The 14,763-nt window shown below is 44.9% G+C and carries 12 protein-coding genes; 8 read left to right on the top strand and 4 right to left on the bottom strand.

Annotated elements, in window-relative coordinates; translation table 11 throughout:
* Positions 1-74 precede the first annotated feature (74 nt).
* Both htpG and ispH read right to left on the bottom strand, forming a co-directional pair.
* A complete protein-coding gene (gene htpG / locus RT143_RS08610) occupies positions 75-2,045 on the bottom strand; it encodes a molecular chaperone HtpG (RefSeq protein ID WP_313092445.1) in 1,971 nt (656 codons plus the stop codon).
* Positions 2,046-2,281: 236 nt separating this feature from the next.
* The gene (gene ispH, locus RT143_RS08605) at positions 2,282-3,250 is read right to left on the bottom strand and encodes a 4-hydroxy-3-methylbut-2-enyl diphosphate reductase (RefSeq protein ID WP_313092443.1); all 969 of its coding nucleotides are present in this window, start codon (positions 3,248-3,250) and stop codon (positions 2,282-2,284) included.
* Positions 3,251-3,446: 196 nt separating this feature from the next.
* On the opposite strand from ispH, the gene gmk reads away from it, so the two are divergent.
* On the top strand, positions 3,447-4,064 hold the full coding sequence (gene gmk, locus RT143_RS08600) for a guanylate kinase (protein WP_062334573.1): 618 nt from the start codon (positions 3,447-3,449) through the stop codon (positions 4,062-4,064).
* A gap of 5 nt (positions 4,065-4,069) precedes the next feature.
* Here the strand turns inward: gmk and RT143_RS08595 are convergent, their stop codons facing one another.
* Positions 4,070-5,017 (bottom strand): LysR family transcriptional regulator, encoded by a 948-nt coding sequence (locus RT143_RS08595; protein ID WP_313092441.1) that lies wholly within the window; start codon positions 5,015-5,017, stop codon positions 4,070-4,072.
* 173 nt (positions 5,018-5,190) lie between these two features.
* On the opposite strand from RT143_RS08595, the gene RT143_RS08590 reads away from it, so the two are divergent.
* From RT143_RS08590 to RT143_RS08570, 5 genes are all read left to right on the top strand, one after another.
* Positions 5,191-6,429, top strand: a complete 1,239-nt coding sequence (locus tag RT143_RS08590; RefSeq protein WP_313092439.1) for an acyl-CoA dehydrogenase family protein — start codon at positions 5,191-5,193, stop codon at positions 6,427-6,429.
* Positions 6,430-6,580: 151 nt separating this feature from the next.
* A complete protein-coding gene (locus RT143_RS08585) occupies positions 6,581-7,648 on the top strand; it encodes a phosphotransferase family protein (RefSeq protein ID WP_313092438.1) in 1,068 nt (355 codons plus the stop codon).
* Positions 7,649-7,656: 8 nt separating this feature from the next.
* Complete coding sequence (locus tag RT143_RS08580; protein ID WP_313092437.1) at positions 7,657-8,421, top strand: histidine phosphatase family protein; 765 nt, start codon at positions 7,657-7,659, stop codon at positions 8,419-8,421.
* A gap of 100 nt (positions 8,422-8,521) precedes the next feature.
* Positions 8,522-9,325: an SDR family oxidoreductase gene (locus RT143_RS08575; RefSeq protein ID WP_313092492.1), complete on the top strand. Its 804-nt coding sequence runs from the start codon at positions 8,522-8,524 to the stop codon at positions 9,323-9,325.
* A gap of 401 nt (positions 9,326-9,726) precedes the next feature.
* Positions 9,727-10,539 carry an SDR family oxidoreductase gene (locus RT143_RS08570; RefSeq protein WP_227522695.1) on the top strand — a complete coding sequence of 271 codons (813 nt, stop codon included), beginning with the start codon at positions 9,727-9,729 and terminating at the stop codon, positions 10,537-10,539.
* A 115-nt stretch (positions 10,540-10,654) separates the two neighbouring features.
* Here RT143_RS08570 and msrAB read toward each other — a convergent pair whose 3' ends face one another.
* The gene (msrAB, locus tag RT143_RS08565; RefSeq protein WP_313092435.1) at positions 10,655-12,388 is read right to left on the bottom strand and encodes a bifunctional peptide-methionine (S)-S-oxide reductase MsrA/peptide-methionine (R)-S-oxide reductase MsrB; all 1,734 of its coding nucleotides are present in this window, start codon (positions 12,386-12,388) and stop codon (positions 10,655-10,657) included.
* Between the two features lie 325 nt (positions 12,389-12,713).
* Here msrAB and RT143_RS08560 point away from each other — a divergent pair, with 325 nt between their 5' ends.
* A complete protein-coding gene (locus tag RT143_RS08560; protein ID WP_313092433.1) occupies positions 12,714-14,021 on the top strand; it encodes a sensor histidine kinase in 1,308 nt (435 codons plus the stop codon).
* A gap of 9 nt (positions 14,022-14,030) precedes the next feature.
* Entirely contained in the window at positions 14,031-14,591 is a 561-nt protein-coding gene (locus tag RT143_RS08555; protein WP_313092432.1) for a response regulator transcription factor, read from the top strand.
* Positions 14,592-14,763: the final 172 nt, after the last annotated feature.

Here is a 14,763-nt window from a genome sequence, read left to right as displayed (position 1 = left end):
AAAACCGAAGCCTAAGCAACAGCCTAGGCTTCGGTTTTTGTTTATCGGTTTTATTTTGAGATCAGCAAAATAACTTACTTCATCAACAGCGCATTAACGCGTTTTAGATAAGCGGCTGGGTCGTCTAATTGACCGCCTTCGGCAAGTAATGCCTGGTCAAAAATCACTTGCGCAAGGTCATCGAACTGCTCTGCGCTTTCCAATTTTTGAATGAGCGGATGGTTTGGGTTGACTTCCAAAATTGGCTTGCTCTCTGGCACAGGCTGACCCATTTGTTTGAGCATTTGCATCATCTGTGGCGATAGTTCACCATCCGCAGTCACTAGCAGAGCAGGGCTATCAACAAGGCGATTTGATACTCGTACGTCTTTAGCACGGCTACCCAACACGCCTTTGAGTTTTTCTACCACAGGCTTGAAGGTTTCTTCCGCTTTTTTGGCTTCTTCCTTTTCGGCTTCATCGGTCAAATCACCCAAGTCTACCGCGCCTTTGGCGATGTTTTGTAGCGGTGTGCCATCGTACTCAAACATAAAGTTCATTGCCCATTCATCAACCGGGTTGGTCATCAAGATGACTTCAATGCCTTTTTTCTTGAACACTTCAAGTTGCGGACTGGCTTTGGCGGCGGCGAGGTTTTCAGCTGTTAGATAATAAATCGCCTTTTGACCGTCTTTCATACGACCTTTATAGTCGTCAAAGCTGGTGACCACATTGTCATCAGTGGTAGTGGCATAGCGCAATAATTTGGCAATTTTATCCCTATTGCTTTGGTCTTCACCCAAGCCTTCTTTCAAGACGTTGCCAAATTCAGCATAAAACTGTTTATATTTTTCTTGTTTGTCGGCTTCATCGCTATTGGCTAGGCTAGCTAGCACGGTCAATATACGGCGGGCGTTACCATCGCGGATAGATTTGACATCGCGAGACTCTTGCAGGATTTCACGGCTGACATTGAGCGGTAAATCCGCGGTATCAATCACCCCTTTGACAAAACGCAAATACATCGGCAATAACTGCTCGGCATCATCCATGATAAATACACGTTTGACGTACAGTTTTAGACCGTGTTTTTGCTCACGTTGGTACAGGTCAAACGGCGCTTTTTTAGGGATATATAGCAGCTGGGTATATTGTAGACGTCCTTCGACACGGTTGTGCGTCCAAGTTAGCGGCTCATCATAGTCATAGGTAAGATTTTTATAAAATTCTTTATACTCTTCGTCTTCAATTTCTGAAGGTGAGCGCGTCCATAAGGCATTGGCCTGGTTGATGGTTTCCCATTCATCAGTGGTTATCATTTGACCTTGGGGCATCTCACCTTTGGCAGTTTCGCCCCCTGCTTCTGAATTAGCAGTTTTTTGCGCGTCAGTGAGTTCTTCTTCTTGCCAAACTTCTTTGCGCATTTGGATTGGCAAGCTGATATGGTCAGAGTATTTATTGACTAAAGATTTGATTTTGTGGCGGTCAAGGTATTCGCTGTGTTCATCGGTGATATGTAAAATCACTGTCGTGCCACGGGTAGACTTTTCGATGGTTTCGGTGGTGAATTCACCGGTGCCGTCTGAAACCCAGCGTACGCCTTGGCTGGCAGGCTCACCTGCTTTACGCGATTCCACCGTGATGGTGTCCGCTACGATAAAACCTGAATAAAAACCCACCCCAAATTGACCAATCAAATTGCCGTCTTGTTTTTGTGCATCGGATAATTTTTCTAAGAAAGCTTTGGTGCCTGATTTGGCAATAGTACCCAAATGCTCTACGGCATCGGCTTCATTCATACCGATACCATTGTCAATAAAACTGATGGTTTTGGCATCTTTATCAATATCAATGCGAATGCGTAGTTCACTGTCACCTTCATACAGCGCGTCGTTTTGATTGCCTTCAAAGCGCAACTTGTCACAGGCGTCAGACGCATTTGAGACCAGCTCACGCACAAAGATATCCGCATTTGAATAAAGCGAGTGGGTGACTAAATGTAATAGTTGCGCGACTTCCGCTTCAAAGCTATGTTTTTTTGGCTCAGGCTTGTTTGAATCTGCCATAGTAAGTAACTCCTAAAATAAGAATAACAATAAAAATAATTAACCCAATTTATGATGGTTCGTTGTCATAGTTAGGGTGAGTCTAAAACTATTTCAAGCACAAGCGTCACAATTTTTTAAATAATGAAAAAATTGATGCAAGCAGGGTTTAAATAACCAATAACTAAATGACCAATAAAAAGCCGAGCATACTTATACCCGGCTTTACTTGCCATCTATCCGATACTATATCTCTTTTAAATCTTGGATTCACTAGGATTAAACAGTTGGGGTGAGCGTAACGCTTTGGGCAAGCTAAAGGTCACGTTTTCCAAAATACCTGATAATTCTTCAGGTTTTTCGCCGCCCCAAGACTGTAAGGTATCCAATACTTCTTGAATCAATACTTCAGGCGCGGATGCACCCGCAGTCACACCCACCGTATCCACGCCTACAAACCAGTCTTTTTGCATTTCGCCCGCATTATCAATCAAATGCGCTTTGGCGCCCAAGCGCTCCGCGAGTTCACGCAAGCGATTGGAATTGGATGAATTGGGTGAGCCCACCACTAACACCACTTGACAACGCGCCGCAAGTTCCTTGACCGCATCTTGACGGTTTTGGGTGGCATAACAAATGTCATCTTTACGCGGCGCATGGATTTTGGGGAATTTATTTTTTAGCGCATCAATCACTTCTGCGGTGTCATCCATCGATAGGGTGGTTTGGGTGACAAATGCCAAATCAGTATCAGTCGGTAGGTCAAGATTGGCAACATCCACCACATCTTCAATTAAGTGAATACGCCCACCGTATTGTGGATCGAAGCGCCCCATCGTGCCTTCTACTTCTGGATGACCGGCATGACCAATCAACACCGCATCTACGCCTGTTTTGGCAAATTTATTGACTTCGATATGGACTTTGGTAACCAGTGGGCAAGTGGCATCAAACACGGTCAAATCACGGCGTTCGGCTTCATCTTCCACAGCTTTGGAGACGCCATGCGCTGAAAAAATCACAATCGCCCCATCCGGCACTTCATCCAACTCTTCGACAAATACCGCACCGCGATTGGCAAGGTCTTCTACCACAAACTTGTTGTGTACCACTTCATGGCGTACATAAATAGGCGGTTCAAAGCGCTCAAGGCAGACATTGACGATTTCGATGGCTCTATCGACCCCAGCACAAAAACCACGAGGATTGGCGAGTAAAATTTTCATAACGCAGTTCTTCAGTCATTGATGATTCATGTGGCTAGTTTACCATGAGTTCATACACGCAAAATATGTTAAACGTAAAAAATCAACGAATCGGCATCCAAGCACTAAATTACGCAGAAATTGTTAGCAAAAATTGCTAAAATAGCCGATTCAAAAATGGCTACTACTCACTTCATCAAACCCCTAAGGATATGTCATGACCAAAGGCTCATTATTTATCATCACCGCAGCAAGCGGTACTGGCAAAACATCGCTGGTCAAACAGCTGATTGCAACGACCAATGACTTGGCGGTTAGTATCTCGCATTCGACTCGCAAGCCGCGTCCTGGTGAGATTGATGGGCAGCATTATCACTTTGTCAGCCGCGAGATATTTGCTGATATGATTAAGCAAGGTGAGTTTTTGGAGCATGCCGAGGTGTTTGAAAACTACTATGGCACCGCCCAGTCCACAGTAGAATTTATGCTGAGCAATGGCTTAGACGTCATCTTAGAAATCGACTGGCAGGGCGCGCTGCAAGTGCAAAAATTGCGTCCCGATGCCACGACCATTTTTATCCTACCGCCCGACCGCCAATCACTGCGCCAACGGCTTTCCAATCGCGGACAAGACAGTCAAGAGGTGATTGAAAAACGTCTGGCCGGTTCGGTCAATGAAATGTCGCAATACGTGAATTTTGATTATGTGGTGATTAATGACAATTTCGACGTGGCATTAGCGGAGTTAAAATCAATCATCATCGCCAATCGTTTGACACTCGCTAAACAGCAAGAGCGCCACGCTGGCCGTATTGAGCAGCTATTGTCTGAATAGTCTAACTAGTTAAAAGCACTAAAAATCTGCTGTCTTAGCCACCCATACAGTGGGTCAACCTGTTGCTGTTGGTGCCAATAGCCGTGTAACTCGATATGAGTCAACTCAATCGGCAAATCCAAAATCTGCCAGCCTTGGTCGGGTGGTAAAAATGTGGTGGCTAACTGGCGCGGCAAGGTAAGCAATAGCTTGTCTTGTTTTAGCAATTGAAAAGCAGTGGCATAATGTTGGCAACGGATTTTACTCTGCCGCTGCCAACCTGCTTTGGACAATAAACTATCTTCAATCGACAAACCTAGCCGCCGTGATGACACAGTAATATGTTGACTGGCAAAATACTGGGCTTGGGTGATAGTCGGTTCATTCGCCAATTCAGCGGCAAAATTTGGCGCATACAACACCAGCACAAACTCATCTCGCAACAACGGTTGATGCACAATCTCACTATCCACCACCCGCGCCACATCAATGGCAAAATCCAGCTGTCCAACTTTTAGTTCATGCGCAAGCGCTGAGCGATTGAGCCGGCTACTGGTGATTTGGCAATTGGGCAGGACTTGATGAATTTGGCTGACCAATTTGTTAAACACAATCAATTCAATTTCATCGTGCATGGCAATCGTCAATGTAGCAAAGCTCTGCTGCGCCAGCTCGCCAAGTTTGCTGTCGCTCAATAAATGGTTAGTTTGAAATATTTGTTCGAGATTTTCAAAGCTTTGTTTGACGGTTGGATAAAGCCGTTTGGCATACAGCGTCGGGTGCAGTTCACCTTTTTCCCGATAAAAAAGTTCGTCCCCGAGCGCCTGACGAAGACGACCTAACGCATGGCTAATGGCAGATTGGCTCAAATGCAAAGTTTCTGCGGTATGGGTAAGGTTTTTGAGCTCAAAAATATAAATAAATAGCCTAAGCAAATTTAAGTCAAGCTGCTTTAACGGGTTTTTATGCAACATTTGGATAATACCTTACAAGTAGAGGGCGGTTGTTTGCTCAATAATTTGGCTAAGACATCTCAGTTATATGAATTTTATTCATGGTATTATACTAATTAAAATCATTTTATTCATGATAATAAATCCGTTAAGCTGATTCAATGATTGTTTTAGCCAATAAAGGACAACGCCCAATGGAATTCCAACTTAGCGATAAAGCAAAAGATTACATCGCCCGTACCAAAGCATTTATTCAAACCGAAATCGAACCGATTGAAGCAGAATTTTGGCAAGCGGCGCATAAGCTTAATCCCACAGGCGATTGGACGACTTGGCAATGGCCTGCCAAACTTGAAGAATTAAAAACCAAAGCCCGTGCGCAAAATCTTTGGAATATGTTTTTGCCAGACGAGCAACTCGGTCAAGGATTAAGCGTTCAGGAATACGCCCATATTGCTGAGTTGTCTGGCAGAAGTCTCATTGCCCCCCATGTGTTCAACTGTAATGCGCCAGATAGTGGCAATATGGAATTGATTTGGCGCTACGGTAACGATGCCCAAAAACAGCAATGGTTAACGCCGTTATTAGCAGGGGAAATTCGCTCTGTGTTTGGCATGACAGAGCCTGCAGTGGCCAGTAGTGATGCCACCAATATGCAAGCCACGGCGATTGTTGAAGGCGATGAAATTGTGCTCAACGGTCGCAAATGGTGGTCTTCAGGTCTAGGTGATCCAAACGCTAAACTCATTATTTTTATGGCACACACCCCAGATGAGCGCAAAGATCGCCACCATCAGCACACCATGGTACTGGTACCTATAGATGCCAAAGGCGTCAAGATTGAACGCATGCTCAAAGTGTTTAATGATTATGATGCACCGCATGGACATGGCGAAATGCGTTTTGACAACGTGCGTGTACCGCTTAGCAACGTCATCGGCGGGGCAGGCGAGGGATTTGCGATTGCCCAAGGGCGCTTAGGACCGGGTCGGATTCACCACTGTATGCGCTGTATTGGCGCTGCAGAAAAATCGCTGGAGCTTGCCATTGATCGGGGGCTAAGCCGTAGTGCATTTGGCAAACCGCTGCTTGATTTAGGTGGCAACCGTGAACGTATCGCTGACGCCCGTGTCAAAATTGACCAAGCGCGTCTGTTAACCCTGTATGCCGCCTATAAAATGGATAAACTTGGCACCAAAGCAGCGTTAACCGAAATCTCAGCGATTAAAGTGGTCGCCCCAACGGTACTACAAGAAGTCGTCGATATGGCGATTCAGCTGCATGGGGGTATGGGTGTAAGCCAAGATACGCTGTTGCCGATGTTCTTTAACCAAGCTCGTAGCCTACGCCTTGCCGATGGACCTGACGAAGTTCATAAAGGCATGATTGCCAAACTGGAAGTGAAAAAACGCCAACAAGCGACGACCAAATAACTAGCAAATAACTAATAGCTAGTCAACAAAAAAGATAGCTAGCTAACAAAAAAGACGTAATGTCAGGTTACGTTGTTTTGCTATTTGACCTCGTTAAAAATACAAGTTAAAAAACAAGATAAAAAACAAGATAAAAAACAAGGATGAAATTATGCTTGATACTGCAAACCCAGTACGCAAAGGCGAAGAGATTGACAGCGACGCGGTCACCGAGTATTTAATGAGCCAAGGCATCGCTCTTCAAGGTCAGCCAGAAGTCAGCCAGTTTTCAGGGGGCGCATCCAACTGGACATACCGACTAAAATATGCCAACCGTGATTTGATTTTACGCCGGCCACCCAAAGGTACCAAAGCCAAATCCGCCCATGATATGGTGCGTGAGTACAAAGTGCAAAAAGCACTGCAATCACAATACCCACGCGTCCCCAATATGGTCGCCCTGTGTACCGATGACCGCGTGATTGGTTGCGATTTTTATGTCATGGATCGCATCGAGGGCATTATTCCCCGTGCCAATTTGCCCAAAGCATTGACGTTAAGCGAACAGCAAGTCAGCGAGCTGTGCAGGCAGGTGGTCGATGCGTTGATTGATTTACACAAGGTCGATTACACCCAAAACCCTGATTTGGTGGCACTTGGCAAAGGCGAAGGCTACTGCGAGCGTCAAGTCATGGGATGGGATAAACGCTATGAGCAAGCCCGTACGCCTGATGTACCTGATTTCGCCGATGTGCGTCAGTGGTTAAAAGACAACACCCCAAAAGATGTCAAAACTAGCGTGATTCATAATGACTGGCGTTTTGACAATGTGATTTTAGACCCAAACAATCCAACCAACATCATTGGCGTGCTCGACTGGGAAATGGCAACGATAGGCGACCCCTTGATGGATTTGGGCTGTGCGTTAGCTTACTGGATTCAAGCCGATGACAATGCGGTGATGAAAGCTACGCGCCGTCAGCCGACTAATCTGCCAGGCATGATGAGCCGTGCCGAAGTGGTCGAATATTACCTGCAAAAAACGGGCTTGAAAGTCGACAACTGGCGCTTTTACGAAGTGTTCGGAGTGTTTCGTTTGGCAGCGATTGCACAGCAGATTTATTACCGTTATTATCATCAGCAGACGGATAATCCGGCGTTCAAAGATTTTGGCGTGATTGTCAATGCCTTGCACGAGCGCTGTGTCGAACTTATCGAAAAAAATAATCATAAATCATAGGGGTTTTCATGAAACTCATCAGCCTTGTCCGTCATGGGCAAGCGTCATTTGGCGCAGACAATTATGACCAACTGTCCCCAAAAGGTATCGCTCAGACCCAATGGCTTGGTGATAGTTTTCGCCAGTCAGGTCGGCAAGTGCACGCGCTGATGTCAGGCAGCATGGCGCGGCAAAAGGACAGTCTCAAACATTTTTTAAGCCATTATTATGTCACCCGTGAAGGTATCGAACTGACCGAAATCACCCACCATGTGCAAAACATAGCAAATCCCAGTTTGACCATGCCGCTATTGCTCGGTGAAGATAGCAGTTTTAATGAGTTTAATCATGAGCAAATTCTTTATAAAGCTGGATTGCCATTTGCGGATAAAGCCAGTTTTATGGCGTATTTGTCCAGTCAAACACACCCTGAAATTAGCTTTACTGAGATTTTTACCAAAGCCATGAGCCGTTGGCAAAGCGGTCAGTACGACAGTGATTATGATGAAAGTTGGCAACACTTTTTGCAGCGCACTTGGAGTGGTTTTGAGCGTTTGATGGCGCAAACTGGCGAGCATGAACATGCGATGGTATTTACCTCAGGTGGCGTGATTGCCAGTATCATGCAGCAAGTGATGAAACTATCAGATGTCCAAGCCTTTGATTTGAACTGGCATATCGCAAACGCCAGTGTTCACCAATTTCGCGTGAGTGACCAAGGTGTTTTTTTACAGACCTTTAATGAGTTTAGCTATTTGTACCAACAAGGCGAGCAGATGGTGACTTGGCGCTAAGGTTTAGCTTATCAGTTTAACGTTTAAAAAAATTTAATAAATAATTAAGGATGAAATAATGCAAACACTACCCGAATTACTACAGCAAGTTCAAACCACAATGACACCCCCGAACACTGACTTATCTGGTTTTATCGATAACCAAGTGGGCAAGGGTAAAACCATTTTGATTACTGGCGCAAGCTCGGGTCTGGGGGCAGGCATGGCGACCCATTTTGCTCGCATGGGCTATAATCTGGCAATTTGTGCGCGCCGCACCGAACGCCTAGAACAACTCAAAGCCAACCTGTTAGCGGATAATTCGACGATTAAAGTCAGTGTCAAGGCACTCGATGTGACTGATTATACGCAGGTTTTTAAAGTGTTTCATGAATTTGCCCAAGAGTTTGGCAAACTTGATCGTATCATCGTCAATGCAGGGGTCGGCGAGGGTCGCCGTATTGGCAAGGGTAATTTTGAGATTAATCGAAAAACTGCAGAAATCAATTTTATCTCAGGTCTTGCCCAGTGTGAAGCGGCGATGGAAATTTTCCGTGCCCAAAATAGCGGTCATTTGGTGGTTATCTCAAGTATGTCGGCGTTCCGTGGTCTGCCAAAACATATGTCAGTGTACGCGGCAAGTAAATCAGCGATTGCACAGCTTGCTGAAGGGATTCGCGCCGATATGCTGCTCTCTGAGTTACCGATTAAAGTGTCAACGATTTATCCAGGGTATATACGCACTGAGATTAACGAAGGCGCTAAACCGTTACCCTTTGAAGTGAGTGAAGAAATCGGCACCAAAGCATTGGCAATCGCGATTGAAGGCGAGCCTGATGAAGCGTGTGTCCCTGAACAACCGTGGACACTGATGAGTGATTGGATGAAAAACGCCCCACTGACATGGGTCAATGGTTTAGCATAACCCAAAAATTTCTAAAAAAACCCAAATGAGACCTTGTGCTGAGTTGGGTTTTTTATTGTCTTCATATAGGGTACTGCCAGCCTGCATATTTGCCTTTGGCGACAGATTTGACATCACCGAGTAGAAGGCTGTTATAAAAACAATGAGTGTGAAGGGCTAACCAGTATGTAGGGCTAAAGGGTGTCAGTCATCATTAACCCTATCGCCATCCTTGTTTATCTTATGTATTTAACGCCTATAGCGATATTTGCAGTAGGCTAGACAAGGGTCGAAATGATAAAATCAACGCCTCTTTTATGATTTTTTATTTATTGTTACGATAACTGAGTGGTACAGGCAACCAAACGATGAAAAAACTTGAAAACGCGCTACAAAAAATTGATAAATACGGTCAATTTGTGATGAAAAAACTGGTCAATCGCCGTTCATTGGCTGAGCTACAAGGTATCGGTCAAGGCAAAACCGTATTGATTACCGGTGCCAGCTCAGGGATTGGCGCGATGATGGCACGCCGATTTGCTTATCTAGGCTATGATTTGGCAATTTGTGCCAGACGAGAAGAGCGATTAAATGCGTTAAAGCAAGACATTGAAAGCAAGTACCCTGTCAAAGTCTCTGTTAAAACTTTGGATGTCACCGATTATAAGCAGATTTTTACGGTATTTGATAGCTTTGTGAGTGACTGCAAAACCCGAGGGAAAACCATTGATAAAATTATCGTCAATGCAGGGGTGGGCGATAGCCGCGTCATTGGTCATGGACGCTTTGAGACCAATCGCCATACCGCTGAAGTCAATTTTATCGCAGCGATTGCCCAGTGTGAGGCGGCGATGAAGATTTTTCGCCAGCAAAACAGCGGTCAGTTGGTGGTCATCTCAAGTATGTCAGCGGTTCGCGGTTTGCCCCGTCATCTTACTACTTATGCGGCTGCCAAAGCGGGACTGGCAAATTTAGCCGAAGGCATTCGCGCTGATATGATGCAGGAAAAACGTCCGATTACCGTCACCACGATTTATCCCGGTTATATCCGTACTGAACTTAATATCGGTGCCAAATATTTGCCGTTTGAGAGTACAGAAGAAGAGGGCGTCGAGGCGATTGTCGAAGCGATTGAAGCCAAAGTGGATGAAGCCTTTGTCCCGGCATGGCCTTGGCTGCCGATTGGGATTGGTATGAAAATATTGCCGCTCAGGGTGATGACCAAATTTTTATAAGCGCATGTTTAAAAAAATTTTAAACTCTCAGCATGATCAACAACGCCTTGGCAGCTGATGGCTTGTCAAAGCGTTTTAATACCGTTACCAGTCAACGTGCCGCCTAGTTGACTGGCTATTTTACCAATTGTATAAGTGCGCCATAGCCTGCCGCTTGCATGTCTGCCAAAGCGATAAACTGTAGCGCATCGCCATTGATACAGTAGCGTAATCCGCCTTTATCCTTGGGACCATCATCAAACACATGCCCCAAATGTGAGTTGGCGACCCGCGAGCGCACTTCCGTTCGTGTCATGTTAAAACTGCTATCGGTTGAGGTGGTAATGACGTTTGCGCTAATGGGTTTGGTAAAACTCGGCCAGCCGCAACCCGAATCATATTTATCGGTAGATAAAAACAACGGCTCGCCACTGACGATATCCACATATAAACCTTTAGCAAACAAATGGTCATATTGATGGCTAAAGGCGCGCTCTGTAGCTGCGTTTTGGGTGACGTCATACTGTGCTTGGGTTAACCGACTTTTTACATTTTTATCGTAGTTTTGATAGCGGGTAGGATTGAGCGCCTCGGTGACTGTCGTGGCAGGCGCTAAGGCTTTGATAACGGGAATTTTTTGATTGGCAAGGCTAATATCAATATGGCAGTAGCCATTAGGGTTTTTGCTCAGATAATCTTGGTGATAATTTTCTGCGTCATAAAAATTCGCCAAGGGTTTATTTTCTACCACAATTTTTTGCGGATATTTTTTTGCCAAATCGGCAAGGGTTTTATCAATGATTGGCTTATCATTGGCATCGGTATAATAAATGCCGGTACGATATTGCGCCCCGCGGTCATTGCCTTGTTTGTTGAGACTGGTCGGGTCAATCACTCGCACGTAGTACGCCAAGAGGGTTGCAAGATTGGTTTTATCGATATCATAGATAACTTTGACGGTTTCTGCGTGTCCTGAGCCTGCTATCACCTGCTCATAGCTCGGGTTCGCGCTATTGCCATTGGCATAACCTGATATCGCATCGACCACGCCATCCACGCGCTCCATATAGGCTTCTAGCCCCCAAAAACAGCCACCCGCCAGATAGATAGTACGCGTGCGAATCGGGGTTTTACCATCTGCTTGATAATACACACCGTTATGGTTAATCGGTGCTAAAGCTTGGATGCTAGCGGCTTGCTTGTTAGCTTGGTTATTAGCCTGCTCATCAGCTTGGTCAGTTTGGCTAGGCGGATTTTTTGCTTCATTCATGGTTTTGAGTTCTGCAAAGTCGTTGCTGGCATTGTCTGACAAGGCTTGGATTTGTGTGGGAGTAAGATTGCCTTTGACCAGTTTTAATAAATTGCCTTGTTTATCCAAAATCGCAAAACTCGGATAGACTTGCACGCCAAATTGTTTAATTAGCTTGCCATTGTTATCCATAAGCACCGGTAGGTTAGCATAGTCTTTGGCAAGCACTGTGTACCAAGTTTGAAAATCTTGCGAGGATTTTTCACTCAAATGACCTGGACTGACTACGCTGATGACATTCATATTGGGATACTGCTTTGCCCATGCGTCGCTTTCTTGGAGCGTTGCCAAACATAGCGGGCACCAGCTTGCCCAAAATTTCACCACAGTTGGTTTGTTGGGATCGATCACATGACGACCCATTTTGCCTAATTTTGGGTTGATTTGGCTCAAACCTTGTAAGGTCGCTAACGTATCAGTCGGCAATACATCCGCTTTGCTAGCAGCACGCGCAGAGCCAGCGTTTTCTTTGGCATTCATTTTTTGACAACCTAGCAACAGCAGGCTGCTGATTAATAGGGTAACGGTTAAATTCTTAGCACTTTGAGGAAAATTGACCATGGTACATTTCTCATCTATTTGTAAAACGTCAAAGATAGCTGTGAGTTGGCACTCAAATAAATTTTTGATTACAAACATAAAGTGAGCCTTTATCTGATTGTAACTGAATCAGCAAATAAGCACACTTTAAAGTTTTAAAAATTAACATTAAAAAATTATGCCATCATCCATAGGGTTTAAGGAGAAAACTTTTGGTGCATTTGTGGTTATCCTAGTATTGACTAGCCATTGATTTACTTTTGACACGTTAATTTGCTCAAAGTTCGCTCAAATTGCGGCTGCTTCATGCTAAAATCTTGTTTTATGATTCGTCAAAAGTTTGTCCATGCATCAAGCCATCAAGAACGTCGCAAAAGCCCCCATGATTGCTCGCTATACTTGGTTAGCTATTATGGTCGCCGCCATGATTTGTGCTGACCAATGGGGCGTTGCCAAACAGCAAATCAATCATCTGCTCACGATTACCATTATTTATGGGGTCAGCGTTGAGCTAACTAAACGCCTAATGGCTATTCGACACTTTAACCCACAACAATCTTGGCTCATGTTGGCGGGATTTATCGGGGATTTACTGGCGTGGTCAGCCTTTATTTATTATTCAGGTGGGGCCGCCAATCCGTTGATTACCTTGTTTTTAACGGTGATTGCCGTGGCGTCTATGGTGATGCGCACCGTGCACATCATCGGCTTGTCGGTGCTGTCAGTTGGGCTGTATACGCTGTTATGGTATTGTTATGTGCCGCTGACCCTTAGCCACCATGATCATGCGGTGGGTCAAAAACTCCATTTACTGGGTATGTTTGGCGTGTTTATTTTTGCCGCCATCATGTTAACTGCCTTAACAGTTTATTTTAAACAAGCGATGAGCCGCAGTTATCAGGCGCTTGAGCAAGCGCAGCAAGCCATTCACCAACAACGTCGGTTGCTTGCCATCAGTAGTCTGGCTGCCAATATCGCCCATGAGATGAGCACGCCGATTGCATCGATGCAATTACTGAGCGATGACATTGCCCAGCAATTAGATGAAGACGATGAATTATTGGATGACATAAAACTGTTACAGTCACAAATCGACGTCTGCCGCCAATCGCTGCACAAGCTCAAATCCCATATCCAATCCAATGCGCTGCCGCCAACGCAATCTGAGCCATTGGCATGGGTAACGTCATCAAATTTACCAACGCTACTGCCCAAAGTCGTCAATGATTGGCAATTTATCAACCCTCATGTTGAAGTATTGCTTAATGTACCACCACAACCGATTGCTGTCCCGTTGAGTGAAGAACAGCTGTATTCTATTGTGATGAATATGCTCAATAATGCCATGCAGGCACAAGCCACAAGGCTTGCTATTAATGTACAGCTTGCTCAAAACGTGATGATTATAATTGAAGACAACGGACAGGGTATCGACAGTAGCATGGTACAGCGTATTCAACACCAAACTGCTATCGAATCTGATCATGGCTTAGGGCTTGGCTTGACGATTGCCAAAACGGTTATAGAATATGTTGGCGGACACCTTGAGCTGACCAATAAGCAAAATTCACCCCTGCAAAAAAGGTTAAATGATTCAGGTACGTGCGTGAAGATAACGTTACCAGTAATCGATGCGCCCGCCAGTTTATTGTAGGAGACTAGATTGCAACACTCACCTCTGTTAGCAGAAACATGGCTTATCATTGATGATGATGAGGTGTTTTGCCGTATCTTAAAAAAGTCGTTGGAAAAACAGGGCAATCAGGTATTGACTGCCACCAATGCCGATAGCGCGCTACAACTGGCAAAGAAGCAGTTACCCAAGTTTATTATACTGGATCTCAACATCGGTAATGACAACGGCATTCATCTGATTGAGCCATTACTCACTATTACGCCCAACGCCAAAATTTTAATGCTTACCGGCTATGCCAGCATTGCTACCGCCGTCAGTGCGGTCAAAATGGGCGCGTATCATTATTTGCCTAAGCCGTGTAGCCTCGATGAAATCTATAAAGTATTGGACATCGTAGTAGCCCCTACAAAGTCACTAAGTAGTGCAACAGATGAACGTTTATCACTTGAACATCACGAATGGGAATACATTCACCAAGTATTAGATGAATGCCAAGGCAATATCAGTGAAGCCGCGAGGGTACTAAAAATGCACCGGCGCACACTACAGCGCAAACTACAAAAAAAACGTAAAGTGGATGCGCAATAACCTTTTTTAGGCTGACAGCAGCCCACAAATTATCGGCCGAGTCAGTCAAAGAGTTGGGTGAACACAAAACACAAAAAAAGCGCTTATAATAAATAAGCGCTTTTTTGATATCTATTTTTTGATATCTAGGCAAATGGTTAATCAATCAATCAAGCGTTATTCACGCCACGCG

This window comes from Moraxella sp. CTOTU48268 (assembly GCF_032069585.1).
Classification (GTDB): Bacteria; Pseudomonadota; Gammaproteobacteria; order Pseudomonadales; family Moraxellaceae; genus Faucicola; species Faucicola cinerea.
Note: the sequence above shows the minus strand (reverse complement) of the source record. Positions and strands in the feature narration are given on the sequence as shown.